This window comes from Novispirillum itersonii (genome assembly GCF_014205675.1).
GTDB classification, from domain to species: domain Bacteria; phylum Pseudomonadota; class Alphaproteobacteria; order Rhodospirillales; family Rhodospirillaceae; genus Novispirillum; species Novispirillum itersonii_A.
Genome location: NZ_JACIIX010000004.1, coordinates 47781 through 73867, shown reverse-complemented (window position 1 = coordinate 73867; position 26087 = coordinate 47781). Strand labels below are relative to the sequence as shown.

Sequence of the window (26087 nt, the reverse complement as noted above, 5' to 3'; positions counted from 1 at the left end):
TGTGGAGGAACTGCAATGCGGATCGAAGTGATATTCGACACGGTCTGTCCGTGGTGCTTTATCGGCAAGCGGCGTCTGGAAAAGGCGCTGGCCCTGCGCCCGGCGGTCAGTGCCGATCTGGTGTGGCGGCCGTTTCTCCTCAATCCGGATGCCCCGGCGGAAGGAATCTCCCGCCGGGTTTATCTGGACCGGAAGTTCGGCGGCCCGGCCCGGGTCAGCCGGATGCTGGCAACCTTGGGCGATATCGGCGCCGCCGAGGGTATCACCTTTAATTTTGATGCCATCGACATCACCCCCAACACCGTGGATTCCCACCGTCTGGTCGCCTTTGCCGCCCGTTACGGCAAGGCCGGTGCGGTGGTGGAACGTTTGTTTCAGGCCTATTTTGTTGAAGGCAGAAACATCGGTGATCCGGCTGTTCTCCAGGGGGTTGCCCGCGAGAATGATCTTCCTGACGAAGATTTTTTCACCGATCATCTGCATGCGGATTATCGGCAGGATGTTCTGGCGGAAAACAGCCAGACCCACCGGATGAGCATCAACGGCGTCCCCTGTTTCATCTTCGGCGGGGCCTATGGCATTGCCGGGGCGCAGGATACCGATGTGCTGCTGCGGATGATTGATCTGGCGCTGGAGAATTTTCAGCCGACCCCGCTGTCTTCCCCGGCAGCGGAATAAGCCACCTCTTTCAAGAAATGTGTCAGCAGCAAAAAGGCCCCGGCAGAGCGCGGGGCCTTTTTGCTGTCCTCAGGCGGTTTCCTGCGCCAGTTGGGCCAACTGCTCCATCAGGCGGCGGGGGCCGGTCAGGCGGTCCGCCGGGTTGGTCCAGTTGCGCATGTAAACAATCTTGTGATCCGGCCGGACTTTGACCAGCGCCACATTCTGGCTGATGAAGCGCACCAGCCCGATCGGATTGGGGAATTTGTTGTCGCGCAGGGTCAGCACCGCCCCTTTGGGGCCGCTGTCGAACCGCTCAACATTGGCGGTCCGGCAGAGATTTTTGATCGCCACCACCTGCAACAGGTTGTTCACCTCTTCCGGCAGCTTGCCGAAGCGGTCGATCAGTTCGGCGGCAAAGGATTCGGTTTCGGTATATTCGGTCAGGTCGGCAATCCGCCGGTACAGGCCCAGCCGCACCCCCAGATCCTTAACGTAACTTTCCGGGATCAGCACCGGCATGCCAAGGCTGATCTGCGGCGACCAGCCTTCGGCACTGTCCTCAGCCCCATCGCCATTGCGGACGGAGGCCACCGCCTCTTCCAGCAGATGCTGATACAGCTCGATCCCGACTTCCTTGATGTGGCCGGACTGTTCATCCCCCAGCAGGTTCCCGGCCCCACGGATGTCGAGGTCATGCGAGGCCAGATTGAAACCGGCCCCCAGCGTATCCAGGGTCTGCATCACCGTCAGCCGCTTTTCCGCCGCCGGAGTCATTGCCCGGCCCGGCGGCAGGGTCAGATAGGCATAGCCCCGCTGCTTGCCCCGGCCGACGCGGCCCCGCAGCTGATAGAGCTGCGACAGACCGAACATGTCGGCCCGGTGGATGATGATGGTATTGACGCGCGGCATATCAAGGCCGCTTTCGATGATGTTGGTGGCCAGCAGAATATCGTATTCGCCCTCGGCGAAGGCCTGCATCACGTCTTCCAGCTGGGTCGGGCTCATCTGTCCGTGGGCGACCACGGTGCGGATCTCCGGGACCAGACGGTGCAGCCGTTCCACCACACCGTCGATATCCGACAGGCGCGGACAGACGTAGAAACACTGGCCACCCCGGTAGCGTTCCCGCAGGATCGCCTCGCGGATCACCACGCCGTCGAAGGGCAGCACAAAGGTGCGCACCGCCAGACGGTCCACCGGTGGGGTGGCGATGATCGACAGTTCCCGCACCCCGGTCAGCGCCAGTTGCAGCGTCCGCGGAATGGGCGTTGCCGACAGGGTCAGAACGTGAACGTCAGATTTCAGCTGCTTCAGGTGTTCCTTATGAGCAACGCCGAAGTGCTGCTCCTCGTCAACGATCAGCAGGCCAAGGGACTTGAACTTGATCGACTTGGCGAACAGGGCATGGGTGCCGACCACGATATCGATGGTGCCCTTTTCCAGCTCTGCCTTGACCAGTCCGGCCTCTTTCGGGCTGACCAGCCGGGAAAGCTGGGCAATGCGCAGGGGCATGCCCTGAAACCGCTGGCAGAAGTTCAGGTAATGCTGACGGGCCAGCAGGGTGGTCGGCACCACCACCGCCACCTGCACCCCGCTCATGGCGGCGACAAAGGCGGCGCGCAGGGCGACTTCCGTCTTGCCGAAACCGACATCACCGCAGACCAGACGGTCCATCGGGCGGCCCTTGGTCATATCTTCCAGCGTGTCGGCAATCGCCTTCAGCTGGTCTTCGGTTTCGGTGTAGGGGAAGCGGGCGCAGAACTCATCATACAGCCCTTCCGGGGTCAGCAGGGCCGGGGCCTGTTTCAGCTGGCGCAGGGCGGCGACCTGAATCAGCTTTTCCGCCATGTCGCGGATGCGTTCCTTCAGGCGGGCCTTGCGGGCCTGCCATGCCGGGCTGCCCAGCCGGTCCAGCTGCACTCCTGCGGTTTCGCTGCCGTAGCGGGACAGGACCTCGATATTCTCGACCGGCACGAACAGTTTGTCGTCGCCGTCGTAGATCACCTTCAGGCAGTCATGCGGGGCCCCGGCGATATCCAGCGTCTCCAGCCCGTCATACCGGCCAATGCCATGTTCCACATGCACCACCAGATCGCCGGGGGCCAGTGCCGAGGCATCCTGAATGAACTTATCAGCCTTGCGCTTCTTCCGGGCCGGACGCGACAGGCGGTCGCCCAGAATGTCCTGTTCGGTCAGCACCGTCAGGCCGGGGCAGGTGAAGCCGTGATCCATCCCCGCCACCAGCACCGGGACGGCTCCGGCAGGCTGGGTGAAGGCATCCTGCCAGTTGTCCACCGCCAGCAGGCCGGGGGTGCCGTGATCGCGCAGCACACCGCTGACCCGGTCCCGCGATCCCAGCGAGACAGAGGTCAGGATCACCCGCTGCCCCCGCCCCTGTTCCGCCACCACAAACTGGCGGACGGCATCATAAAGATTTTCCCCGGTCCGGGCGCGGACATCGGCGAAGTCCCGTCCGGCCCGGCCAGAAGCTTCCTGCGCCGCGCTGCCGACATCCGGGGCGGCAAAGGGAGAGAACGCCGCCCCCGGACGGGCCGCCAGCAGGCGGGCGTATTCTTCCGGCGACAGATAGAGCCGCTCCGGCTGAACCGGATGGTAAATCTGGCCGTCTTCCTCGATCCCCTGCTGTTCCAGCTGGATACGGGCATCGAAATATTCGCGGATCAGCTCAACGCGGGACTGCCATGCCTCCTCGGCCTGATGGTCCAGCGTGATCACCGCATCGGGCAGATAGGCAAACAGGGTATCCAGACCGGAATGGAACAGCGGCAGCCAGTGTTCCATCCCCTGCATCTTGCGGCCTTCGCTGACCGCCTCGTAAAGCATATCCTTCCGGGATACCGCGCCGAACAGCTCCCGGTACTGGGTGCGGAAGCGCGAGATACTGTCCTCGGTCAGGATCACTTCCGACATCGGCTTCAGCAGCAGTTCCTTCGCCGTGCCGGTGGTCCGCTGCGACAGCGGGTCGAAGGTGCGGATGCTGTCAACCTCATCCCCGAAGAAATCGAGGCGGAACGGCTCCTCTCCCCCCGGCGGAAACAGATCAACGATGCCACCGCGCACGGCGTATTCGCCGGGTTCCATCACCTGTTCCGACCGCACGTAACCGTTGCGGACCAGATAGCCCATCAGGGCATCCATGTTGACGTCTTTACCGGCGATGATCCGGAACACCGCACCGTTGAACACCTCCCGCCGTGGCACCCGCTGGGTGACGGCGGCGACGGTGGTCAGCACGATGCGCCGTCCCTCCTCCCCCTTCGGGCGCGGCCCGGCCAGCCGGGTCAGGGTATCCACCCGCCGCCCGACCACTTCCACACTCGGCGAGGCCCGGTCATAGGGCACACAGTCCCACGCCGGAAACTCCAGCACCGCCGCCCCCGGCCGCAGGGCCCGCAGCGCCGAGGCCAGCGTCGCCAGCCGCACGTCATCCCGGCAGACGTGCAGGATATCAGCCGCCAGTCCATCCTGATGCAGGGCTGCCAGCAGCAGGGCATCAAACCCTTCCGGGACGCCGCCAAGGGCGAGGCGCTGCGGCCCATGGGCAACGGCGGCAGGCAGGCGGGCAGGCAACAGCGAGGCAAAGCGGAAGGTCTGGTCAGCGGACACGGGGGAGTCCTCAATCAGCGAAACAGAATGGTCAGGGATGCGAAGCAGCCGGGAGCAGATCAGTCAGCATACGGCTTGAAGGCAAGGATCATCTGATAGACATCGGTATCAAACTGCGGCGGCACCGGACGCTTGCCGATCACCCAGTCCATGATATCAACGTCGAGTTCCTCCAGCAGGGTTTCCAGCCGGTCGAGCTGATCATCGGACAGGGTACCGATATGGGCCGTGACGAACCCGCCGAGCAGCACATCGGCTTCCTTCATGCCACGGTGGGTGCTGCGGTACAGCAGGCGCTTGCGGCGTTCCGGCAGGGTGGACAGGTCAAGCGGGGCGTGGGTCTGGTCAGCCATGGAAATCCGTCCTGCATTTGTTCCATTTTTTCCTGATGCTGGTATAAAGCGTTCCGACCTTTCAGGAAAGCCCCGAACGGAACCATGCGCCCGGAAAGCCTTTATCCTCTGTTTTCCCCCCTCGAAAGCCTGCCCGGACTGGGCAAGCGGCTGGCCCCGCTCTATGCCCGGCTGGTCGGCGGGGAGCATGTGGTGGATGCCCTGTGGCACCTGCCGGTCGGGCTGATTGACCGCCGTTATTCCCCGGCGGTGGCCGAGGCCCCGGATGGCCGGATCGCCACCCTGACCGTGCAGGTGGATACCCATTATCCGCCGCCGCCGCGCAGCCGCAGCCCATACCGGGTGCGCTGCCGGGATCACAGCGGCTTCATCACCCTCACCTACTTCCATCCGCGCGCCGACTGGCTGGAACGCACCCTGCCGGTCGGGGCCACCGTGGTGATTTCGGGCCGGGTGGAAGTGTTCGGCGGGGAACGGCAGATGCCGCACCCGGACCATGTGGTCAGCCCGGCGAAGCGGGAGGAAATCCAGACCGTCGAGCCGGTCTACCCGCTGACCGCCGGGATCGTCGGCAAGGTGGCGGCCAAATGCGCCCGCTCCGCCCTCGCCCGGGTCCCGGATCTGCCGGAATGGCTGGACCCCGCTTATCAGGCCCGGCAGAACTGGCCGGGCTGGACGGAGGCCCTGCGCACCGCCCACAGCCCGGCCGGAGAGGATGACCTGTCAGCCCTGACCCCGGCCCGGCAGCGTCTGGCCTATGATGAACTTCTCGCCAACCAGCTGGCCCTGCTGCTGGTCCGCAATGCCAGCCGCGCCATCTCCGGCCGCAGCTTTGCCGGGGATGGCCGCCTGCGCGCCGCCGCCGCCGCCGCCCTGCCCTTTTCCCTGACCGGAGCCCAGAGCCGCTCTCTTGAGGAAATCTATGTCGACATGCAGACGCCGCAGCGGATGTTACGGCTGGTGCAGGGGGATGTCGGCAGCGGAAAGACAGTGGTGGCGCTGATGGCGATGCTGAATGCCGTGGAATGCGGCAGTCAGGCGGCGCTGATGGCACCCACAGAAATTCTTGCCCGTCAGCATGCCGAAACGCTTCACCCGCTGGCCGAAGCGATCGGCATCCGGCTGGCGGTGTTGACCGGGCGGGATAAGGGGAAGCCCCGTGCCGCCCTGCTGGAGGCGCTGGCGGCGGGAGAGATTGATATTCTGGTCGGCACCCATGCCCTGTTCCAGAGCGATGTCCAGTTCCGCGATCTCGGGCTGGCGGTGATTGACGAACAGCACCGCTTTGGGGTGCAGCAGCGGCTGGAGCTGACGGCCAAGGGCCGGATGACCGACGTGCTGGTGATGACCGCCACGCCAATCCCCCGGACCCTGACCCTGACGCTGTACGGCGACATGGACGTTTCGAAACTGGATGAAAAGCCGCCGGGCCGGAAACCGGTGGACACCCGGCTGGTTTCCCTGTCCCGGCTGGAAGAGGTGATGGCCGGGGTTGGCCGGGCCGTCGCCGCCGGGGCCAAGGTTTACTGGGTCTGCCCGCTGGTGGAAGAAAGCGAGACCAGTGATCTGGCCGCTGCCGAGGAGCGGCATGCTGTCCTTCAGGACCTTTATGGCTCCCGGATCGGGCTGGTGCATGGCAAGATGAAGGCCGCCGAGAAAGATGCGGTGATGGCGGCTTTCTCCGGTGACGGGCTGGATGTGCTGGTCGCCACCACGGTGATTGAGGTCGGCGTCAACGTTCCGGCGGCGACGGTGATGGTGATTGAACATGCCGAACGGTTCGGGCTGGCTCAGCTGCATCAGTTGCGGGGCCGGATCGGGCGCGGCGACAAGGCCTCCACCTGCCTGCTGCTGTATGGCGGCCCCCTGTCAGAAACCGGCAAGGCCCGGCTGGAAATCATGCGCCAGAGCGAGGATGGCTTCCTGATCGCCGAAGAAGACCTGCGCCTGCGCGGCGGCGGCGAGGTGCTGGGCACCCGCCAGAGCGGCCTGCCGGAATTCCGGGTCGCCGATCTGGCGGTGCATGGGGAGCTTCTGGCGACGGCGCGGGATGATGCCCGGCTGATCTGCCTGCGGGACCCCGACCTCAGCGGGCCGCGCGGCCCGGCCCTGCGTACCCTGCTGTATCTGTTTGAGCGGGATGCGGCGGTGAAGACCCTGCGTTCCGGCTGACGCCCCCCAATCGCCTCAGGGAACCGCGTTCTTTTCATATTCGGCGATTTTGTCGCGCATCGGCGGGGTAACGATCCCACCGGAGACGACGAACTTCAGCCCGTCATCGACGGTCATATCCAGCGCGATCACATCCGTTTCGCGGACAAACAGGATGTAGCCGCTGGTCGGGTTGGGGGTGGTCGGTACAAAAACCGTCACCAGCGATGCTCCGCCATGGTGCTGTCCCAGTTTTTCCGCCACCTCGCCCTGAGTGGAGCCGGAGATCAGGCCCAGCGTCCACGCCCCCGGGTGGGGAAACTGCACCAGCACCACCTGCCGGAAGGCATTGGACTGAGATTTCAGCACAGTTTCAAAAATCTGTTTCACCGCCGAGTAAATGCTGCGCACCACCGGCATTCTGGCCAAGATTGATTCACTCAGGCCGATCACGAAACGACCAAGGAAACCGGCTGCCAGCATGCCGACCAGCACCAGAAACACCAGCAGCACCAGCAGGCCAACCCCAGGGATGGAAAATGGCAGGTAGTCGTTGGGGGAATAGCCGTGTGGCAGCACACTGCCGACTTTTTCATCGACAAAGCTGATCAGGTTCCAGGCGATATACAGCGTCACCGCCACCGGGGCCGTCACCAGCATCCCGGCGAACAGATAGGCCTTCAGCCGCGCCCCGAGAGTTATGCGGACAATCGGGGTTTTGGCCCCGTCGGGAGGGGAAGCGCTCGGGGAGTCGGTCATCACACTGCCTTCTGTGATTATGCAGTCTTTTCTACTGCTTGAGGACGATGCTACAGGGTAAACTGATGCAGGGGAAACCTAATCGGGACAGCCCGGCTGAGACCAGACCCGCCGGGCCAGACTATGGGGCCAAAGATGTCGCAAAATATGGCAGCGATCCGCATTCTGTCATGCCAGACCAACCGGTATTCCCAATACGCCGACTGCTGCCACCGCAAGGGCTCGGCCGAGACCCTCACCGCCCTGCGCTCGGCCCTGACAGAGGCCGGTCTTGACGGGCAGGTCCGGGTGGAAACCGGCCCCTGCCTTGGCTACTGCTCGGTTGGCCCCAACCTGCGCATTGTCGGTCATGATCTTCTCAACGGGGTCACGCCCGATGCCGTTCCGGCCCTGATTGAACGCCTGCGGACCCTGACCGGATCCCCTCCACGATAATTACGACCTCGGATAGAATTTCCAACCCCCTGATTAGACGACATGACAGGTTGTCGATAGGTTTCATGGAAGATTAACCGTTATGTGCATGCGCGAACGCATACTCTGCGCCCGCCGTTAGCAGCGGGTCAGGGGCGACGGAGTCACATCCGGTCGGGCCTGCTGGCAGTCGGTCTCCCAGGGGGGGAGAGGACGGGCGGCAGGCTTCGACTTTTGGATTATGACGATGCAGGCATCCCCTTCCGCCCGTACCCGTCCGCCCCGTGACGGCGGATCGCAGTCATTCTGGGCCCGGTTTCCCATCGCGGTCCGTATCTATCTGATCTTTGGCCTCGGAATGCTGGGGCTGATCGGTGGTGGAGCCGTTCATTTCATCAGCGATGCGGCACAGGATTCCTTACGCATCCGCAGCACGGTGATGGCCTCTCTTGCCACCGCCACCCGGGAAGCACAGCGCCATATCGTCGGGATGGAGCTGGCGGTGACCCGCTTCACGCAGGCCCCGGATCAGGCCCGGAAGGATTTTTCGGAAGAGCTGGCAACCGCCCGGGCTGATATCGACCGGGCCCTCGGCTTCACGCAGGCCGACATCGCCGCCTCCGGCATGACCGATGCCCTGCAACAGATGCAGGAGATGCTGAACCGTTCGGAAGACGCCTTCACCGCCTATGCCGATCAGACGCTGGCCATCGGCCTGTCCGCCGACACCGGGATCCGGGGGGACCTGTCGAAACCGGTGGCCGCCATCGAAACGGAATTCTCCCAATGGCCGAATGTCGGCAGCCTGATGGGGGTTCTGCAACGGCTGAAACGGTTTGAGCAGCAGTTTCTGATCGATCCCAATGATGACAGCCTCGGAAAACTGAAAAAAACAGCCAATGAGCTGGACTTCCAGATTTTCGGGTTCTCCTTCGGGCAGGAGACCAAAACCGCGCTGTCCGGCGAAATCACCCGCTATTCCAAAGCCCTGAAAAGCTATACCGAGGCGGTCAACCGCCGGAAAACATCGCTGGAGAGCCTTCAGCAGACCCTGCGGACCCTGACCGGACTGGCCGATGCCGCGATCACCACCGCTGGCAGCCACGCCGCCGAAGCGGAGCGGGATGCCGAAACCGGCCGCGCCGTCACCAAGCGGATCATGCTGATCGGGGCGGTGGCCGTCGCCCTGCTGATTGCCGCCCTGTCGATGGCAATTGCCAATTCCATTTACCGCCCGATCAATGCCATCAGCGCTGCCCTGCTGGACCTTGCCGGAGGGGATGACGCCACCCACGTCCCCGGCATGGGGCGGCGGGATGAGATCGGCAGCATGGCGCGGGCCCTCGGCACCCTGAAAACCTCGGTGTCGGAAGCCTACCGCCTGCGGCAGATGGTTGGGGTACAGCCCGCCCGCGTCATGCTGTGCGACCCGCAGGGGCAGACCATCACCTATGCCAACGATGCGGCGATTGCCCTGCTGAAGCGGATGCAGGATCACATCGGCTGCCCGGCGGAAGAGATTGTCGGGAAGCCGGTGTCTGTGTTCCTCGATAATCCGGCGGTGATCCCCGACCGTCTGGCCGATCCGGCACAGCTTCCCTATGCCGTCAAGTTCCGGCGTGGGGATGTCACGGTGGAAAGCACCGTCAGCGCCATTTACGACCGCTCCGGGCGTTTTCTGGGGGCGATGATCAACTGGGATGACGTCTCTTCCTATGTGCAGCTGGCCGACGACTTCGAGAAGGAGGTCAAAGGCGTGGCACAGGTGGTACAGATGGCCGCCGCCCGGCTTGCGACAGCCGCCCATGGCATGACGTCTTCGGTCGGTGATGTCCGTCAGCGGTCCGGTGCGGCATCGGAAGCGGTGCGCCAGACCATTAACAACGTCCAGACCATCCATTCGGCCACCGCGCAACTGGTGCAGGTGATCGAGGGGATTGAGCAGCGGGTGCATGATGCCACCACCGTCGCCGAACGCGCCGTTCAGCAGGCCCGGGAAGCCGGACTGGTCATCACCGGGCTGGAAGATGCGGTCAGCCGGATCGGCGAGGCCACCCGCCTGATTTCCTCCATCGCCAATCAGACCAATCTGCTGGCGCTGAATGCCACCATCGAGGCCGCCCGCGCCGGAGAAATCGGCAAAGGGTTCGCCGTGGTTGCCAACGAGGTGAAACAGCTGGCGCACCAGACCAGTACCGCGACGGAAGACATCGGCACCCTGATCCGCAATGTGCAGGAGGCTTCCACCGAGGCGGCGCAGGTGATTGAACAGGTGGCCGGAACCATCGCCGAGATGGAACAGATCACCACCGCCATTTCCTCCGCCGTGGCAGACCAGAGCGCTTTCACCCAGCAGATCCGGGTTTCCGTCTCCAAGGCATCAGACGACAGCCACGGCATGGCCAACGATATGGACGCGGTGCTGACGGTCAGCGATCAGGCGGAATCGGCGGCAAATACGGTCAAGCATGCGGCGGACAGCATGTCCGGTCAGGCCAGCGGTCTGGACAGCCGGGTCGGTGAATTCCTGAAGTCCATGCATTCCTGATCCGGCCGGATCAGGAGGAACGATAGACAGAAAAAGGCGGCCCGCCGGGAGCCGCCTTTTTCTGTCTTATATCCCGGCCGGGATCACACCGGCAGCAGGGCCACCGCCACCCGGCGGTCTTCCGCCACCAGCACGTTATAGGTCCGGCAGGCGGCCCCGGTATCCATTACATCAAAGGCCAGCCCCCGCGCCTGCAAGGCCTGCCGCAGGGCTGGCGGCGGCAGGGCCATCTTCAGGCCGGTGCTCAGCAGCAGCACCTCCACCGCCGGATCAGCGCTAAAAACGGCGGCCAGACTGTCTTCCGTGACATCAGAGAGGGTGCTGACCTCCCACGGAATGGTCCGGGTCGGAAACACCAGCACCGGCTGCTCCCACACCGTTCCGGAAATCCGGAACCGGCCATCGCCATAGGCACTGATCACCTGCCGCCCTTCCGGGATCGCCGGGGTGATATCCATAAAGCCGGAGGAGGAATTTTTCATGGCGGCAGTCCCAGACAGGAAGGACGGAGGAAGCCCCGCAGATATGGAGCAAAAAAGAAGGCCGCGCCAGCGGCACGACCTTCCTTTTTTTCAGACGGGCAACAGACCGGGCCGGTCTTACTTGCCGCCGAACAGCTTCTTCAGGCCGCTCGGCTTTTCTTCGGTCTTGGCATCATTGGCCGGAGCCGCCGGCTGACCGGAAACCGGCTTGGTCTTGGAGGTGACGGCGGCGATCATGTCGCGCATCACGGTCACCTTCACGCCCTCGGCGATTTCAACGACCAGCTCGTTCTCGCCTTCGTTCACCTTCTGCACCACGCCGACGATGCCGCCGTTGGTCACAACACGGTCACCGCGGTTGACGGCAGACAGCATCTCCTTGTGGGCCTTCATGCGCTTCTGCTGCGGACGGATCAGCAGGAAGTAGAAGACGATAAAGATCAGAACCAGCGGCGCAAACTGCATGAGACCGGCTTCGGCACCCGGGGCAGCAGCGGCCTGAGCATAGGCTGGCGAAATGAACATCAGGAAATCTCCACTGGGTCAGTCAGCCCCCGGCGGGCCACAACAGGCCACGCGTGCCGGAGGGATACGGGTTGGCGGGACTATACCGGGACAATACGCGAAAGCAAAGCCAAACCGGAGGACATGCCGCCTGAAGGGCAATCAGGTGCAGACATCTTAAATCAGCAACATTCCCATGATTGCCCCTGCGGTTTCCCACAGAACCCCCCTTGGGAAAGCCCGGAGGGCTGTGTTACCGTCCCCGCCCCTGTTCCGCATCAGATGAGGTTGCCAGTGACCACCTTCAACCCCGATCTTCTGCCCGTTCTGGAACGGATCGCGTCAGCCCTCGAACGGCTGGCCCCTCCGGCCCTGCCCGCCAACGACCTGAACACGGCCGACGCCTTCGTCTGGCATGCTGACCGCCAGTGGCTGGAACCGATCCTACAGGTCAACCGTGTTGATATCGGGCTGCTGAAAGGTGTTGAACTGCAACAGCAGCAACTGTTTGACAACACCCTGCGCTTCACAAAAGGCCTTCCGGCCAACAATGCCCTGCTGTGGGGGGCACGCGGCACCGGCAAAAGCTCCCTCGTCAAGGCGGTGCATGCCGCTGTCAATGCCGCCACCGACGGACGGCTGGCGCTGGTGGAAATCCACCGGGAAGACATCCCCACCCTGCCGCAGCTGCTGACCCTGCTGCGTTCCAGCGGTCGCCCCTGCATCCTGTTCTGCGATGACCTGTCTTTCGATCAGGATGACAACAGCTATAAATCCCTGAAGGCGGTTCTGGAAGGTGGGGTCGAAGGCCGCCCGAAGAACGTGATCTTCTATGCCACCTCCAACCGCCGCCATCTGCTGTCCCGGCAGATGATCGAGAACGAACAGTCCACGGCGATCCATGCCGGGGAAGCGGTGGAGGAAAAGGTTTCCCTGTCTGACCGCTTCGGCCTGTGGCTTGGCTTCCACAACTTCAATCAGGATACCTACTTCGATGTCCTGCGGGGCTATGTCGCGGCTTTTGGCCTGACGATCAGCGAAGAAGACCTGAAGCGCGAAGCGGTGGAATGGGCAATGACCCGGGGCAGCCGCTCCGGCCGCGTGGCGTGGCAGTATATTCAGGATCTCGCCGGACGTCAGGGCATCGCCCTTGGCTGATCAGCCGGGGCGCTTCGGAGACGGGGGGCTCAGGGATGGATCAGGAATCTCCTAGTAGACCCCCCGCATCCGCCGCCACAGCATCACCAGCGGGCGGCGGTGCGGCAGGGCCAGCCGGGCATCCAGCAGATCACCGCCATTGCGCACCAGCCGGGTCAGCCACGCCTCGGCGATGACCATCGGCAGAAATGCCGCCAGCGTTCCTTCCGGCGGGCGTGGGCACAGGGCCCGGGCCTGCCGGGCCTGATCCAGTCCTTGCTGCGCCAGCTGCACCATCAGCGGCCCCAAAGACCGCACCGCCTCCGGGCTGTCAATATCACTGGAAGACAGGATCGCTTCCGGCAGATCCGCCAGCGGCAGCATCATAATACCTTTCTGGCTGTGCTGAAGCACCGACCGCAGAACATAGGCGGTTTCCCACACCGCGCCGCTGAGGCGGGCAGCCTCGGCCGCAGGATGATCGAAATCACCGCCGAGCACGCGGTAAGCCAGCACCGCCAGACTGCCGCCCACCCCTTGCGTATAGTGCTGGAAGAATGCCGTATCGAGGATCGGCGCTTCCTCCATGTCATTACTGCGGCCACAGAAATAGTCGCAGAAGCGTTTTTCCGGCATCGGTGTGCGGTGGATCAGCGCATCCAGCGCATACATCAGCGGCGGGCCGCTCGGCTGTTCCTCTCCGGTCTGCAAGGCCGACACCCGCTCGAACCACCATTGCAGGCGTATCCGGCCCAGCATCGGTTCCGACACCAGCGCCCGGATCTGCCGCAGTTCGGCATCCAGTGCATAGAGCGCCATCAGGTCATCCCGACGGTCAGCCGGGGCCAGCAGGCTGGTGAAGAAGCGGTCCGGGTCACGCTGACGCAGGTCGTCGGCAATGGAAGACAGAACGGGGGTGGTCATCGACAGGGGGGCTCGTTTATCGTCTGGCACAAGAGTATCCGCAGGACCCGGCCGTGCCGGACCCGCCGTCTTCCCGGTATATAGGGATGCGCGGCGGAATAGGGATCCCCGAATGACACTTTTTAATCAGTCCGGTCAATCAAAGAGTGCTGCTGCCCCTTGCAGGCTTCCTGTTTCCTCTGCCGGAAAGACAGAGTCTGACGAGGCGTTTCCGGTGGCGATGCTGCTGGCCCGGCGGCACCGGCCCACGGTCCGGCGGTTCTATCAGCTGGTCAGGGCGGCTGACGATCTGGCGGATGCGCCCGGCCTTCCGGTCCCGGAAAAGAGGGCCGCCCTGTCAGCCTTCCGGCAGGCCGCATCCGCCCTGCCGACACAGATTGCCCCCTGCGCTGAAGCCCTGATTGATGCCTTTGCCGAAGACTGCGCCAACCCACCCTGCCCGGATTGGGCCGCGACCCTGCATTCTGCCCGCCGGTCCTCGGCTCCGGTCGGGCGGATGCTGCTGATCCTGCATGACGGGGACGATCAGCACGCCGCCGCTGCCGCCGACGCCCTGTGCACCGCCCTGCAACTGCTGAATCATATCGGCGATGCCGAGGCCGACCGGCAGACCCTTGGCCGCAGTTATCTGCCACTGGACTGGCTGAGGGAGGCCGGGCAGGATCCGGCCCCGGTGCTGGCCCGGATGCTGGCGGAAACCCGCCCGCTCCTGACCGCCGCCCGCCCCCTGATCCGGCAGATCCGCGATCCCCGCCTTGCCTTTCAGGCGGCGGTGACACTGGCCTGCGCCGACCGGCTGGCCGGGCTGCTGCGGCGGCGGAGAGACTGGCGCCAGCCCCCGCACTTTGGCTTTTTCAGCCTGTCTGCCGCCGTCGGCCATGGCCTCTTTCTGTTTCTGCGGCTACGGTGGCGGGCATGACCTCGGATCTCCGTTCCTTCGCGAAAGCCCTCGCCCCGCGCCTGCACCGCAGCGGATCCAGCTTCCGGCATCTGATCTTCCTGTTGCCTCCGGCGCTGCGGCAGTCCCTGACCATTCTGTATCTGTACTGCCGGGCCGTTGACGATTGCGCCGACGATGGATCCGGCGGAGGGCTTGCCCGGTTGCAGGTCTGGCAGAGGGCGCTCGACAGTGGAGAAAACCCGGATGATCCGGTGCTGGCCCGGGCCGTTTTTGCCCTGCGGCAGCGGTATGACCTGCCCATGCCTGCCCTGCTGGCGGTGATTGAAGGATGCCAGCAGGATATTACCAATCCGCTGTCCCATCCGTCGCAGGCGGAACTGAACCGGTATTGCGACCGGGTTGCCGGTGCGGTCGGAACCCTGATCCTGTGCCTGAGCGGCTTCCCGCCCTCCGACCCGCCCGGTTTTGCGCAGGCCGCCGGGCGCGCCCTGCAATACACCAACATCCTGCGGGATCTCGCCGAAGACCGGGACCGGGGCCGCTGCTATCTTCCCGCCGGAATGGCCCCGGAAGAGCTGGCGGCAGAAGCCGGGCGGCTGTTCCGGCAGTGTTTGATGCAACGGGCGACCCTGCCCCGTCAGCGGCAGCGGAAGATGGCCGCCGCCACCGGGTTTATTCTGATTTATCAGGATCTTTTACGGGAACTCTGTCACCGGGGGTTCTCTCCATCCGTCCTGAGGAATCCGGTCAGGATCCCGCGATGGCGGTTGATCCGGGTTGCTACCCGTACCCTCGTGGACAGCTGGCGATGACATCGGTGCACATCATCGGGGCCGGACTGGCCGGATTGAGCGCCGCCCTGTTCCTTCAGGAGCAGGGGCTGCGCCCCCGCCTGTATGATGCTAACAGCCGCCCCGGCGGCCGGTGCGGGGGCTGGTCTCCGGCCCCCGGAGCGCCGCGCCGGGACCGGGGCACCCATCTGCTTCTGTCCGGGAATGACACGGTCTGCGGCCTGATCCGCCGCTATGGCCGGGCTGAAGACTGGATCCGGCTGCCGCCCCGGTTCCGCTTCCGGGATCTGGCAGAGGGAACGGACTGGAACCTCTATCCCGGTGCCGGACGTTGGCCGGGGTGGCTGCTGGACCCCACCCGCCGGGTGGCCGGGCTGGGCCTGACCGGCCATCTGCGCGCTCTGCTGACGCTGGAAACCAGCCGTGCCGACACAGTCGGGGCAGCTCTGGATCTCCGGTCTGTCGCCGGACGCCGTCTGATCGGCCCTTTGACGGTTGCACTACTCAACACTCCGGCAGAGATCGCTTCTCTGCCCCTGCTGCGCCGCACCCTCCGGGACAGCCTCTATCGGGGTGGTCAGGCCCTGTCCCCGCTGCTGTGCCGCACATCTCTGGAGCAGGATCTGATTACGCCCCTGACCGAGGCCCTGTCTGCCGCCGGGGTAGAAATCCGCCTGCGGTCTGCGGTTTCTGAACTTCAGCAGACCCCGGAGGGGCTTCGCCTGTCTGGCCCCGCCGGGCCGGTTTTTTGCGGTCGGGATCCGGTGATTTTAGCAATCGATCCGGCGCAGGCCCACCGCCTGTTGCCCGATCTGCTGCCCGATCTGCCGCAAAGTCCGATCCTGAACCTGCACTATCCCATGCCGGACCGGGGGCCGGAGATTCTGGCGGAGCTCACCGGCCTGTGCGGCGGGGCAGCGGAATGGATCCTCCGCCGCCCCGGCCACTGTGCCGTCACCATCAGTGCTCCCCGGGCGGATCTTCTCGCGGATCCAGATCTTCCGGGGACCGTGTGGCGGGAGATCCGGCAGGTTTATCCCGACCTTCCCCTACGGTGCCCGGCGGACGCCCGCCTGCTGACCGAACGCCGGGCCACCCTGCTGCAAACCCCGGACACCGACCGCCTGCGCCCACAGACCCGCCCCACCGTCTCCGGGTGGCCGGAAACCCTGTGGCTGGCCGGAGACTGGGTACAGACCGGATTACCCTGTACCCTCGAAGGGGCAGCCCGCTCCGGCCGGATGGCTGCGCTGGCGGTAATACGGCACCTTCGACCGTGAGCTGTACCAATCACGTAGATGATGCCCGTTCGAAGAAAATGCCCTGTTTTTAAAAAGTTAGAACCTTTTCAACAGCAAAGCCGGTCTTGGTGTCTACTGAAACCACTATGGTTTCCGAACATGCAAAAAACCTGCTGAACCGTTCAATCTCTGGGATTCTTCAAACTCCGGGCTTCACAAAAGCCGACTCTCCCCCTATGTTTTCGCCATCTCCGCAGCACACAGCCTGCCGGGACCTTCGTGGATAGAGAGAGGTTTGTTATGGCTTTTGAACTTCCGGCCCTGCCGTATGACAAGACCGCTCTGGAGCCCCATATGTCGGCCCAGACCTTCGACTTCCATCATGGCAAGCACCACAACGCTTATGTGGTGAACCTGAACAACCTCCTGAAGGACAGCCCGCAGGCCGATGCCGCGCTGGAAGACGTGATTCTGTCCTCCTGGAAGGACAAGAACGCCGGCGTGTTCAACAACGCCGCGCAGGTGTGGAACCACACCTTCTTCTGGAACTGCATGAAGCCGAATGGCGGCGGCGCCCCGACCGGTGCGATTGCCGATGCCATCAACGCCGCCTTCGGTTCCTATGATGCCTTCAAGGATGCCTTCAAGCAGGCTGGCGCCACCCAGTTCGGTTCCGGCTGGGCCTGGCTGGTGGTCGAAAACGGTGAACTGAAGATCACCAAGACCCCGAACGCCGAAACCCCGATGGTGCACGGCCAGACCGCGCTGCTGACCTGCGACGTGTGGGAACATGCCTACTATCTGGATTTCCAGAACCGCCGTCCGGACTTCCTGGCGACCTTCCTCGACCATCTGGTCAACTGGGATTTCGTCAACGAAAACTTCAAGAACGCGAAGTAATCCGTTCTGAAGCCATAGAAAAGCCCCGTCAGATCATCTGGCGGGGCTTTTTGCTGTCAGGGCTGAAGCGTTTCAGGGCTTCAGGGCGGCTGCCATCTGCTGCCAGGGGATGATCCCCGGTGCCGTCAGGATGGCGCCTTCGCGGATGCTGGGGGCATAGGGCCTGCCATCCAGCAGGGCAACGTAGGCCCCGGCCTCCTGACAGATCAGGACGCCCGCCGCGTGATCCCACGGCATCAGGCGGCGGAACACCGCGAAATCCATCCGTCCGGTCGCAATCGCCATGTAATCATGGGCGGCACTGCCATGGCGCATCTGCTGCCCGATCCGCCCCTGAAGGGCCGCGGGAACTCGATATCCCGCATTGCCGGTCAGCGCCGACAGGGGGCGGTCCGGTGCGCCCACGGTCAGCCTGCGGTCCGCGCTCCAGCTTCCCTTGCCCAGTTCAGCATGGATCATTTCATCGCCAATCGGCGCATACAGCCATCCGGCCACGGTCTGGCCATCCCGTACCAACGCCACCGCCACGGCAAACGTGGGTCGGCCATGCACAAAATTGGATGTGCCATCAACCGGATCGACGATCCAGATCCAGCCTGCGTCCCGCAGCCGGTCCAGCAGCGCCGGATCGTCATAGGCGCTTTCCTCCCCCACCACCCGCGATCCGGGCAGCAGAGCAAGCAGACCGGCCGTCAGTGCCTTTTCGGCTGCCAGATCGGCATCCGTCACCAGATCATTGGCGTGGGATTTGGCATGAATCGCTTCCGCCCCCAGCGTTTTGAAGCGCGGCAGGATTTCCCGATGGGCGACATCCCGGATCAGGGCGGCAACATGGTCAAAAGGCGGGATCATCGGAACCGTCAGCCAGAGAATCAGGGAGCGTAAATATCCCGGTCGTTATGATAGGACTCGGTCAATAACGCAAGCAGACGGCGGGCTTCCTCATTCAGGTCCTGCTGCTGCATCAGCCAGCGGAGCACGAAGCAGGAAAACGTCACCGCCTCCGCCTTGCCCCGCAGGGCAAAGGCAGAGGCGATGTCTTCAAGGGCCTGATGGGTTTCCAGACGGGCCATCACGTTCAGCTGTTTTTTGCTGAAACGGTTCCGGTTCCGCCAACGGGTCTGGGCGGCGGTCGTTGCCATCGGAACGGGCCCTCCTGCTTATTCCCGGCGGAAACCCGGGCTCAGGGTGTTGTGTCGCCGTCAGCCTGCTGGGCAAGGGAATCCCATGGACCGGAGGCCCAGGCATCCTCTTTCTCCCGCCGTTCGGAGAACCGTCCGGCATCAGCCTGATCAAGGCGGACCAGAAACGTCACCACATCATCAGCATCGGTGCGCGACAGCACTTCGCCACGGCGGTACAGCCATGCCTGCGTTGCCCCATCCTGCACCGGCACCGTCACTTCCAGCACCACCCGGGCGAGATTCAGACGCTCGTCGATGGTCCGCATCAGCCGGTCCAGCCCTTCGCCGGTGCGGGCGGAAACCGGTACCAGTGAGTCACTGCGGCTGCCAAGGGTCCGCACCTCGGTCAGGCCATCCTCATCCAGCAGGTCGATCTTGTTCAGGGCTTCCAGAAGGCCGTGCTCGACCTCCTCTTCCAGCCCCAGTTCCTGCTTCAGAACCCGCTCTACATCCGCCTTCTGGGCTTCGCTGTCGGGGTGAGCGATGTCGCGGACGTGAACCACCACGTCCGCTTCCAGCACCTCTTCCAACGTCGCATGGAAAGCGGCAACCAGTTCATGCGGCAGGTCAGAGACGAAGCCGACGGTATCGGACAGGATGATCTTACGGCCTGATGGCAGCTCCAGAGCCCGCATGGTCGGGTCCAGCGTCGCGAACAGAAGATCCTCTGCGAAGACCTCGGCCTTGGTCATGGTATTGAACAGGGACGATTTTCCGGCGTTGGTATAGCCAACCAGCGCCACGATCGGGTACGGCACCCGACGACGCGCCTGACGGTGCAGATGGCGGGTCCGTTTGACCTCTTCCAGCTCCTTCCGCAGGCGGGCAACCCGCTCACCGATCAGGCGGCGGTCAATTTCAATCTGGCTTTCCCCCGGACCACCAAGGAAGCCGAAGCCGCCCCGCTGACGCTCAAGGTGGGTCCACGACCGGACAAGACGGGACCGTTGATAGTTGAGATGGGCCAGTTCCACCTGAAGCTGACCTTCGCGGGTGCGGGCACGCTCCCCGAAGATTTCAAGGATCAGGCCGGTGCGGTCAATGACCTTCACCTTCCAGTCCCGTTCCAGATTACGCTGCTGCACCGGGGTCAGGTGGCAGTCCATGATGACAACGCTGATATCGGCGTCAGCAAGTTCCTGTGCCAGACGCTCGACCGCACCACCCCCCAGATAGGTGGCAGGCTTGAGCGCCGAAACCGGCACCACTTCTGACAGAACGATGTCAAGGTTGATGGCGAGGGCAAGGCCAACGGCTTCTTCAAGCCGGGCCTGCGGATCACGCATGGAAACCCCCGGCCCTTTTCGCAGGGCCGGGTGGATCACACACGCTTTTACGGGAGCATTACGCGAGTCTTCAGACACTCGGAAACTTTCAGAGCCCCGGACAAGGGTTGGCCGCCTCAGGCGTCGCCATCATCCTTGTTGGGTTCAAACAATTGAATCGGACCGCCCGGCATGATGGTGGAAATGGCATGCTTGTAAACAAGCTGAGTATGCCCGTCCCGACGCAGCAGCAGCGAGAAGTTATCGAACCACGTGACAATACCCTGCAACTTAACCCCGTTCACCAGGAACACGGTCACAGGAGTCTTGTTCTTGCGGATATAATTGAGGAAAACATCCTGCACGTTCTGTGTCTTTTCATTCGACATGTCTTCACACCTTCCGCTGATTATTGTTGCCCCTGTAGGGGTCGTGTGTTGCCGGAGCATCCGGCTTAAACCCCGGCATCACGCATCCGGGGCTCCTTTGGTATCATTTCTAAGGTCACTTGGAAACTGCAAGATTTCGCAAGAAGATAAGAAACTCATCGCAACTGCGAAATACCTGCCCGGGAGTGTAGGGCACGAAGTGATCGCCTCCCGGGGGATCGGGGTTGATCAGCACCGGCCAGCATCCGGCCCCATGCCCGCATTCCATATCGATGCGGTTGTCACCGACAAACCAGACATCGCGCCCCGGCACAATCCCGGATCCTTCCAGCGCCATGGTCACCGGGGCCAGATCCGGCTTATCCCGCTCGGCATCTCCCGCCCCGACCAGATGGCGGAACAAGGGGGTCCAGCCGAGATGGTCAGCCTCCTGCCGCAGGAAGGTGCCGGTTTTGTTGCTGACGACGGAGATCCAGACACCAAGCCCCTGCAACTCCTCCAGCACCGCCTTCGCACTGCTGAGCGGAACCAGCTGTTCCAGATGGATTTCCGCGAAGGATTTATAGAAAAAGTCCCTCGCCTCCTCCCACCGCGCCCCGAACATCTCCGGAAAGCTGTCGCGCAGGGATTTGGCGATATGAACCCGGGCATAGGCTTCCGTCCACGGCTCCTGCCCCATCTTCACCAGCGTCCGGTTCAGGGCGGCGATCAGGCAGGGCCAGGTATCAACCAGCGTATTATCCCAGTCGAACAGGACGGCCCGGGGGAAGGACACAGCAGCCATCAGAAGTATTCCAGTCGGACGGAAAACATTTTTTCCACTTTCTTCACCGCATCCGCAGCGGCAAACAGCACCACCCGGTCACCGGTTTCAATCACCGTCGTCCCGCGCGGGGTGATCACCGTATCCCCACGCACCACCGCCCCCAGCACCACCCCGTTGGGCAGCTTCACATCCTTGACCGGCTTGCCGACCAGCGGCGACGTTTCCATGGCATCCGCCTCGATCAGTTCCCCGAATCCCTCGTGCAGGGAATGCACCGAATGGATCCGGCCGCGCCGCACATGCAGCAGGATGTTGGAGACCGTGATCGACCGCGGATTGACCACCACATCAATCGACAGCGGATTGACCAGAGAGTTATAGGCGGTCTTGTTCAGCAGGGTGATCGCCCGTTTGGCACCATAGCGCTTGGCCAGCAGCGAGGCGAGGATATTGGTCTCGTCATCGTTGGTCACGGCGACCACCGCCTCGACGGACCCGATATTGGCCTCCTGTAGCAGGTCAAGGTCCAGAACGTCCCCGTTCAGCACCACCGTGCGGTTCAGGCCACGGGCGACGGCCTCGGCGCGCTCCTTATTGACCTCGATCAGCTTGGCAGAGATCTGCGGGTGGTTCTTTTCCAGCGACTGGGCCAGAAACTGGCCGATGTTTCCGCCGCCGAGGATCAGCACCCGCCGGGTATCGCCGGTAACCTGCCCGAAGGCTTCCATCGCCCGGGCGACATGGGCGGTGGAGACCACGAAATAGACCTGATCCCCCGGAAGCATCTGATCTTCCGACGCCGGAACGATGGCAACGTCATCGCGGACAATGCCGATCACCACCAGCTGAAGATCGGGGAACAGAGCCGAAAGCTGCCGCAGGGGGGTATTGACCACCGGCGTCTGCTCATGGCAGCGCACCCCGATCAGCTGCACCTTATTGTCGGCCAGCGGGATGATATCCGTCGCCCCCGGCACCTTCAGGCGGCGAATGACGGCCCGCGCCACTTCAATTTCCGGACTGATGATCACGTCAATCGGCAGATGTTCCCGGCAGAACAGAGTCCCCCACACCGGGTCAAGATAGGACTGGTTGCGGACACGGGCTATCTTGGTCGGCACATTGAACAGAGAGTGCGCCACCTGACAGGCCACCATATTGACCTCGTCCGCATAGGTGACGGCAATCAGCATATCGGCATCACGGGCCCCGGCCTGCTCCAGAACATCCGGGTGACTGGCATGGCCGACCACGGCCTTGACATCCAGCGTATCCTGAATCTTGCGGATCAGTTCAGGTCTTTGATCGATGACCGTGATATCGTTGGTTTTTTCCGCTGCCAGATAGCGTGCGATATTGTGGCCGACCTGTCCGGCCCCGCAGATCAAGACTTTCATCTGTCAGAGTTCCTGTAATCGTCAGCGGACGGGCTGCGGGCCTTATGCCTTTGGTTTTTCATCGCCGGTCACCCCCAGCGACTTCAGCTTCCGGTGCAGGGCGGAGCGTTCCATCCCCACGAATTCAGCGGTGCGGGAAATATTGTTGTTAAACCGGGTGACCTGCGCCAACAGATATTCCCGCTCGAACATTTCCCGGGCTTCCCGCAGGGGCAGTGCCATGATTTCCGTCGAGTTTTCCAGCCGCAACACCGCCGGAGCAATCGAACCGATCTCGGCCGGCAGATTTTCAGCCCGGATCGGATCGCGGTTATCGCCCGGCACCATAATCAGCAGCCAGTCAATCACATTCCGGAGCTGACGCACATTGCCCGGCCAGTCATAGGCCTGAAGCGCCGCCATCGCATCATCCCCGATCCGCCGGGGGGTTGTCCCCGTCGCCACCGCCGCCCGCTCCATCATATGGGCAGCCAGAACCGGAATGTCATCCCGCCGTTCCCGCAGCGCCGGAAGTTTCAGCGGCACCACGTTCAGCCGATAATACAGATCTTCGCGGAAATCGCCGGACACAATCGCGCTTTGCAGGTCCCGAGTGGTGGTGGCAATCACCCGCACATCCACCGAAACCCGGGTGTTTCCACCAACGCGCTCAAATACCTGATCCTGCAAGACACGGACGATCTTCCCCTGCGTTTCCAGCGGCATATCAGCCACCTCGTCCAGCAGGAGGGTTCCGCCGTGCGCCTGTTCGAAGAACCCGACTTTCCGCGCCGGGCCTTCACCATCGGTGCCGAACAGCTCGGTCTCCATCCGGTCCGGATGCATCGCCGCGCAGTTGACGACAACAAACGGACCATTGGCCCGCCGGGATTTGGCGTGCAACATCCGCGCCGCCACTTCCTTCCCCGATCCGGCCGGGCCGGTGATCAGCACCCGCGAGCCGGACGGGGCGACCTTGGCAATGGCATTGCGGACCTGATTGATAGCGGTGGAAGTGCCATGCAGATCATCAGGGCCGCCGGCAACAGACTTCAGCTGCTGATTTTCGCGCTTCAGCTCCGTGGTTTCGATCGCGCGCTCAACCGTCACCAGAAGGCGGTCGGTCTTGAACGGCTTCTCGATGAAGTCGTAAGCTCCCCGGCGCAGCGAGGAAACCGCCGTCTCGATATTGCCGTGCCCGGACATCATGACCACCGGTACATCCGGATGATCGCGGCGGATGGTTTCCAGAACCTCCAGCCCGTCCATTTTCGAGCCTTCAAGCCAGATATCCAGCAGAACCAGCCCGGGGCGACGCTCGTTCACCGCAGACAGGGCCGCCTCGGCGGATCCGGCTTCCCGCGTGACGTATCCCTCATCCTCCAGAATACCGGAGAGCATCAGGCGGATATCCGCCTCATCATCAACAATGAGAATTTCACGCGCCATGGTCGGTCACGCTGCCAGTGTTTTCAGTCAAAGACGGTTCTGTTTCCATTGGACTGCTCAGAAGCACGCTGATGCGCGCCCCTCCCCCCTCTGCATCTTCAAGTATCAGATCAGCCCCATGGTCTTCCATAACTTTCTTGACGATGGCCAGTCCAAGACCTGTCCCCTTGGCCCGGGTCGTCACATACGGTTCCGTCAGGCGGGAGCGGTTTTCCTTCGGCAGCCCCTTGCCATTATCGGTGATGGAAATACGGATCTGGCGCACCTGCTGCGCCTCCAGCAGATCAGCCCGCATCACCACCGCAATCCGCCCCGGATCAACCGGGCTATCCCGCCCATCAATCGCCTCGACCGCATTTTTCAACAGGTTGGTGAAGGCCTGCACCAGCAACCGCCCGTCACAGAGCAAGCGCACCGGCGTCTCCGGCTGCTCCAGCGTAAAGGTGATGGCAGGATACGCGGTCCTCTGGAGAAAAACAGCCTGATACAGCAGTTCATTCAGATTTTCCGCCCGCATCACCGGCTGCGGCATCCGGGCGAATGAGGAAAACTCATCCACCATCCGGCCGATGTCGCCGACATGGCGGATGATCGTCTTGGTGCAGAGCGAAAAGGTTTCCGGATCCTCGGCAATCTGCCTGAGGTATTTCCGTTCCAGACGTTCCGCTGACAGCTGGATCGGCGTCAGCGGGTTTTTGATTTCATGGGCAATCCGGCGGGCAACATCCGCCCAGGCGGCGGTGCGCTGAGCGGCCTGAAGGGCGGTGATGTCATCAAAGGTGAACACCGTACCGATCACTTCCCCCGACAGGCTTTCCCCCGCCGCCCGGACCAGCAGGATCCGGCGGCTGCCATCGCGGGTCAGCTCCATCTGGGTCTGGGCCGTCAGGTCCTCCCGCCGGGTCGCCTGTTCCAGCAGATCAACGAATTCCGGCAGGCAGTCAGCCAGCGGACAGCCGACCAACGCTTCCGGCTCCAGATGCAGAAGCTGTGATGCCGACCGGTTGACCAGCGTGATGGTACTGTCCGGTGCGATGGAGATCACCCCGGCGGTCATTCCGGCAAGAACGGTTTCCGTAAAGCGGTTCCGTTCATCGAGAACCCGGTTGGTGTTCAGCAGGTCCTGCTGCTGGGAGAAAATCTGCCGGGACATGCGGTTAAAGGCCCGTGACAGGGCGGCGATCTCATCTGAGGCCGTCATCTCGGACACCCGGACCGACAGGTCTCCCGTGCGCATCCGCTCGGCGGCATCAATCAGTTCCCCGATCGGGCGGGTCAGGCGGGTGGCGATACTCAGGCCGACCCAGACCGCCGCAAACAGCAGCAGCAGCGCCACCACCACGAAAATCAGCGAGAACTTGATCACAAGGTCAGACCGGCCGGTCTGGAGGGACTGGTAATCCTTCACCGCCCGGTTGGTGCGGGAAATATGTTGGATGACCGACTGGTCAACAAACCGCCCGACATACAGGTACAGCTCCGGGAAGGTATCGAGCTTCATCAGCGCCCGGACCCGGTCGTCGTTCTCGCTGGTCAGGACCGCCACTTCCCCGTTCTGCGCCCGTTCAATCGCCCAGAACGGCACATCCTCAAACTGAAGCGAGAAGGTATACCCCGCCCGGGCCTGCACTTTCCCGGCGGTGTCGAAGACGACAATTTCCGTCAGCCCGCGCAGATTGCCCTGACTGGCCAGAAACCGTTCCAGATTCTGCTGGGACAGCGACAGCCGGGCCCAGTTGCGTTGCAGGTCATTCGCCACCACCAGCGCCTGTCCGGCAATCTGCTGCTGGTGTTCCCGCAGGTAAGACTGTGCCACCGCCTGTGATTCGGACAGGGCGGTCCGCACCCGCTCGCCGAACCATGACTGGATCGAAATATCAAAAAACAGGGCCGAAAACACTGCCATCAGAATCGCCGGGGTCACCGCCACCGCGCTGAACAGGCCGACGAAGCGCAGATGCAGGCGGGTCCCGGCCCCACCGCTGCGCCGGTCCAGCCACAGCCGGATCAACCGGCGGGCAACCACCGCCGCCAGAATCAGCAGCAGCACCAGATCCAGATTGATCAGCACCAGCAGGGCATTGGAATCCGGGTTGGATGGTGCCCAGACCCCGGTCATCACCCCATAGGTGGCAATGCCCGAGGTCAGCGCCGCCAGCGTCAGGCCAATCGCCAGTTTCCGCCCCAGATGCATACGCCGCCCCCACACCCCAAGGCGCATAAGGAACCGGGGGGACTTCATCAGCTGGCTGAGGGCCTGCAACAT

Annotated in this window: 23 protein-coding genes; 9 read left to right on the top strand and 14 right to left on the bottom strand. The window is 63.1% G+C overall.

Annotation, left to right across the window (positions count from 1 at the left end):
* Positions 1–15: 15 nt before the first annotated feature.
* Positions 16–678: a DsbA family oxidoreductase gene (locus FHS48_RS06995; protein ID WP_184262766.1), complete on the top strand. Its 663-nt coding sequence runs from the start codon at positions 16–18 to the stop codon at positions 676–678.
* A gap of 69 nt (positions 679–747) precedes the next feature.
* Here the strand turns inward: FHS48_RS06995 and mfd are convergent, their stop codons facing one another.
* Both mfd and FHS48_RS06985 read right to left on the bottom strand, forming a co-directional pair.
* On the bottom strand, positions 748–4287 hold the full coding sequence (mfd, locus tag FHS48_RS06990) for a transcription-repair coupling factor (RefSeq protein ID WP_311769099.1): 3540 nt from the start codon (positions 4285–4287) through the stop codon (positions 748–750).
* 59 nt (positions 4288–4346) lie between these two features.
* Entirely contained in the window at positions 4347–4640 is a 294-nt protein-coding gene (locus FHS48_RS06985) for an FAD assembly factor SdhE (protein WP_184262764.1), read from the bottom strand.
* 84 nt (positions 4641–4724) lie between these two features.
* Here FHS48_RS06985 and recG point away from each other — a divergent pair, with 84 nt between their 5' ends.
* Positions 4725–6812 carry an ATP-dependent DNA helicase RecG gene (gene recG, locus FHS48_RS06980; RefSeq protein WP_184262762.1) on the top strand — a complete coding sequence of 696 codons (2088 nt, stop codon included), beginning with the start codon at positions 4725–4727 and terminating at the stop codon, positions 6810–6812.
* 15 nt (positions 6813–6827) lie between these two features.
* Here the strand turns inward: recG and FHS48_RS06975 are convergent, their stop codons facing one another.
* Entirely contained in the window at positions 6828–7550 is a 723-nt protein-coding gene (locus FHS48_RS06975) for a DUF502 domain-containing protein (RefSeq protein WP_184262761.1), read from the bottom strand.
* A gap of 147 nt (positions 7551–7697) precedes the next feature.
* Between FHS48_RS06975 and FHS48_RS06970 the strand changes: the two genes are divergently transcribed.
* Both FHS48_RS06970 and FHS48_RS06965 read left to right on the top strand, forming a co-directional pair.
* Positions 7698–7985: a (2Fe-2S) ferredoxin domain-containing protein gene (locus FHS48_RS06970; protein ID WP_184262760.1), complete on the top strand. Its 288-nt coding sequence runs from the start codon at positions 7698–7700 to the stop codon at positions 7983–7985.
* A 226-nt stretch (positions 7986–8211) separates the two neighbouring features.
* Complete coding sequence (locus FHS48_RS06965) at positions 8212–10512, top strand: methyl-accepting chemotaxis protein (protein ID WP_184262759.1); 2301 nt, start codon at positions 8212–8214, stop codon at positions 10510–10512.
* A gap of 83 nt (positions 10513–10595) precedes the next feature.
* On the opposite strand, the gene FHS48_RS06960 is transcribed toward FHS48_RS06965, so the two are convergent.
* Complete coding sequence (locus FHS48_RS06960) at positions 10596–10994, bottom strand: Mth938-like domain-containing protein (protein WP_221443409.1); 399 nt, start codon at positions 10992–10994, stop codon at positions 10596–10598.
* Positions 10995–11111: 117 nt separating this feature from the next.
* Positions 11112–11519 carry a preprotein translocase subunit YajC gene (gene yajC / locus FHS48_RS06955; protein WP_184262758.1) on the bottom strand — a complete coding sequence of 136 codons (408 nt, stop codon included), beginning with the start codon at positions 11517–11519 and terminating at the stop codon, positions 11112–11114.
* A gap of 273 nt (positions 11520–11792) precedes the next feature.
* On the opposite strand from yajC, the gene FHS48_RS06950 reads away from it, so the two are divergent.
* Entirely contained in the window at positions 11793–12656 is an 864-nt protein-coding gene (locus FHS48_RS06950; RefSeq protein ID WP_311769098.1) for an ATP-binding protein, read from the top strand.
* A gap of 51 nt (positions 12657–12707) precedes the next feature.
* Here the strand turns inward: FHS48_RS06950 and FHS48_RS06945 are convergent, their stop codons facing one another.
* Positions 12708–13559: a phytoene/squalene synthase family protein gene (locus tag FHS48_RS06945; protein ID WP_184262755.1), complete on the bottom strand. Its 852-nt coding sequence runs from the start codon at positions 13557–13559 to the stop codon at positions 12708–12710.
* A gap of 112 nt (positions 13560–13671) precedes the next feature.
* Between FHS48_RS06945 and FHS48_RS06940 the strand changes: the two genes are divergently transcribed.
* The 4 genes from FHS48_RS06940 to FHS48_RS06925 all read left to right on the top strand — a co-directional run bounded on the left by FHS48_RS06940 (position 13672) and on the right by FHS48_RS06925 (position 17392).
* Positions 13672–14478, top strand: coding sequence for a squalene/phytoene synthase family protein (locus tag FHS48_RS06940; RefSeq protein ID WP_221443408.1), 807 nt, complete (start codon positions 13672–13674; stop codon positions 14476–14478).
* Positions 14475–15272, top strand: a complete 798-nt coding sequence (locus tag FHS48_RS06935) for a phytoene/squalene synthase family protein (protein WP_184262752.1) — start codon at positions 14475–14477, stop codon at positions 15270–15272. Before FHS48_RS06940 ends, FHS48_RS06935 begins: the two co-directional genes overlap by 4 nt.
* Positions 15269–16531, top strand: a complete 1263-nt coding sequence (locus tag FHS48_RS06930) for a hydroxysqualene dehydroxylase (RefSeq protein WP_184262750.1) — start codon at positions 15269–15271, stop codon at positions 16529–16531. The genes FHS48_RS06935 and FHS48_RS06930 overlap by 4 nt, the downstream gene beginning before the upstream one ends.
* 261 nt (positions 16532–16792) lie before the next feature.
* Complete coding sequence (locus FHS48_RS06925; protein ID WP_184262748.1) at positions 16793–17392, top strand: superoxide dismutase; 600 nt, start codon at positions 16793–16795, stop codon at positions 17390–17392.
* 72 nt (positions 17393–17464) lie between these two features.
* Here FHS48_RS06925 and FHS48_RS06920 read toward each other — a convergent pair whose 3' ends face one another.
* From FHS48_RS06920 to FHS48_RS06885, 8 genes are all read right to left on the bottom strand, one after another.
* Complete coding sequence (locus FHS48_RS06920; protein ID WP_184262746.1) at positions 17465–18244, bottom strand: inositol monophosphatase family protein; 780 nt, start codon at positions 18242–18244, stop codon at positions 17465–17467.
* A gap of 20 nt (positions 18245–18264) precedes the next feature.
* Positions 18265–18534, bottom strand: coding sequence for a hypothetical protein (locus FHS48_RS06915; protein ID WP_184262744.1), 270 nt, complete (start codon positions 18532–18534; stop codon positions 18265–18267).
* 41 nt (positions 18535–18575) lie between these two features.
* Complete coding sequence (gene hflX, locus FHS48_RS06910; protein ID WP_184262742.1) at positions 18576–19862, bottom strand: GTPase HflX; 1287 nt, start codon at positions 19860–19862, stop codon at positions 18576–18578.
* Between the two features lie 116 nt (positions 19863–19978).
* Positions 19979–20230 (bottom strand): RNA chaperone Hfq, encoded by a 252-nt coding sequence (hfq, locus tag FHS48_RS06905; RefSeq protein ID WP_184262740.1) that lies wholly within the window; start codon positions 20228–20230, stop codon positions 19979–19981.
* A 115-nt stretch (positions 20231–20345) separates the two neighbouring features.
* Complete coding sequence (locus tag FHS48_RS06900; RefSeq protein WP_184262738.1) at positions 20346–21014, bottom strand: HAD family hydrolase; 669 nt, start codon at positions 21012–21014, stop codon at positions 20346–20348.
* Complete coding sequence (gene trkA, locus FHS48_RS06895) at positions 21014–22393, bottom strand: Trk system potassium transporter TrkA (protein ID WP_184262736.1); 1380 nt, start codon at positions 22391–22393, stop codon at positions 21014–21016. The genes FHS48_RS06900 and trkA overlap by 1 nt, the downstream gene beginning before the upstream one ends.
* A gap of 42 nt (positions 22394–22435) precedes the next feature.
* Positions 22436–23821 (bottom strand): nitrogen assimilation response regulator NtrX, encoded by a 1386-nt coding sequence (ntrX, locus tag FHS48_RS06890; protein WP_184262734.1) that lies wholly within the window; start codon positions 23819–23821, stop codon positions 22436–22438.
* On the bottom strand, positions 23811–26087 hold the full coding sequence (locus FHS48_RS06885; protein ID WP_184262732.1) for a sensor histidine kinase NtrY-like: 2277 nt from the start codon (positions 26085–26087) through the stop codon (positions 23811–23813). Before FHS48_RS06885 ends, ntrX begins: the two co-directional genes overlap by 11 nt.

Bases quoted from the DNA above. Each gene is read 5' to 3' on its own strand.
- FHS48_RS06995 (WP_184262766.1), top strand. From the start codon at position 16: ATGCGGATCGAAGTGATATTCGACACGGTCTGTCCGTGGTGCTTTATC.
- FHS48_RS06985 (WP_184262764.1), bottom strand. From the start codon at position 4,640: ATGGCTGACCAGACCCACGCCCCGCTTGACCTGTCCACCCTGCCGGAA.
- recG (WP_184262762.1), top strand. From the start codon at position 4,725: ATGCGCCCGGAAAGCCTTTATCCTCTGTTTTCCCCCCTCGAAAGCCTG.
- FHS48_RS06975 (WP_184262761.1), bottom strand. From the start codon at position 7,550: ATGACCGACTCCCCGAGCGCTTCCCCTCCCGACGGGGCCAAAACCCCG.
- FHS48_RS06970 (WP_184262760.1), top strand. From the start codon at position 7,698: ATGGCAGCGATCCGCATTCTGTCATGCCAGACCAACCGGTATTCCCAA.
- FHS48_RS06965 (WP_184262759.1), top strand. From the start codon at position 8,212: ATGCAGGCATCCCCTTCCGCCCGTACCCGTCCGCCCCGTGACGGCGGA.
- FHS48_RS06960 (WP_221443409.1), bottom strand. From the start codon at position 10,994: ATGAAAAATTCCTCCTCCGGCTTTATGGATATCACCCCGGCGATCCCG.
- yajC (WP_184262758.1), bottom strand. From the start codon at position 11,519: ATGTTCATTTCGCCAGCCTATGCTCAGGCCGCTGCTGCCCCGGGTGCC.
- FHS48_RS06945 (WP_184262755.1), bottom strand. From the start codon at position 13,559: ATGACCACCCCCGTTCTGTCTTCCATTGCCGACGACCTGCGTCAGCGT.
- FHS48_RS06940 (WP_221443408.1), top strand. From the start codon at position 13,672: ATGACACTTTTTAATCAGTCCGGTCAATCAAAGAGTGCTGCTGCCCCT.
- FHS48_RS06935 (WP_184262752.1), top strand. From the start codon at position 14,475: ATGACCTCGGATCTCCGTTCCTTCGCGAAAGCCCTCGCCCCGCGCCTG.
- FHS48_RS06930 (WP_184262750.1), top strand. From the start codon at position 15,269: ATGACATCGGTGCACATCATCGGGGCCGGACTGGCCGGATTGAGCGCC.
- FHS48_RS06925 (WP_184262748.1), top strand. From the start codon at position 16,793: ATGGCTTTTGAACTTCCGGCCCTGCCGTATGACAAGACCGCTCTGGAG.
- FHS48_RS06920 (WP_184262746.1), bottom strand. From the start codon at position 18,244: ATGATCCCGCCTTTTGACCATGTTGCCGCCCTGATCCGGGATGTCGCC.
- FHS48_RS06915 (WP_184262744.1), bottom strand. From the start codon at position 18,534: ATGGCAACGACCGCCGCCCAGACCCGTTGGCGGAACCGGAACCGTTTC.
- hflX (WP_184262742.1), bottom strand. From the start codon at position 19,862: ATGCGTGATCCGCAGGCCCGGCTTGAAGAAGCCGTTGGCCTTGCCCTC.
- hfq (WP_184262740.1), bottom strand. From the start codon at position 20,230: ATGTCGAATGAAAAGACACAGAACGTGCAGGATGTTTTCCTCAATTAT.
- FHS48_RS06900 (WP_184262738.1), bottom strand. From the start codon at position 21,014: ATGGCTGCTGTGTCCTTCCCCCGGGCCGTCCTGTTCGACTGGGATAAT.
- trkA (WP_184262736.1), bottom strand. From the start codon at position 22,393: ATGAAAGTCTTGATCTGCGGGGCCGGACAGGTCGGCCACAATATCGCA.
- ntrX (WP_184262734.1), bottom strand. From the start codon at position 23,821: ATGGCGCGTGAAATTCTCATTGTTGATGATGAGGCGGATATCCGCCTG.
- FHS48_RS06885 (WP_184262732.1), bottom strand. From the start codon at position 26,087: ATGTTGCAGGCCCTCAGCCAGCTGATGAAGTCCCCCCGGTTCCTTATG.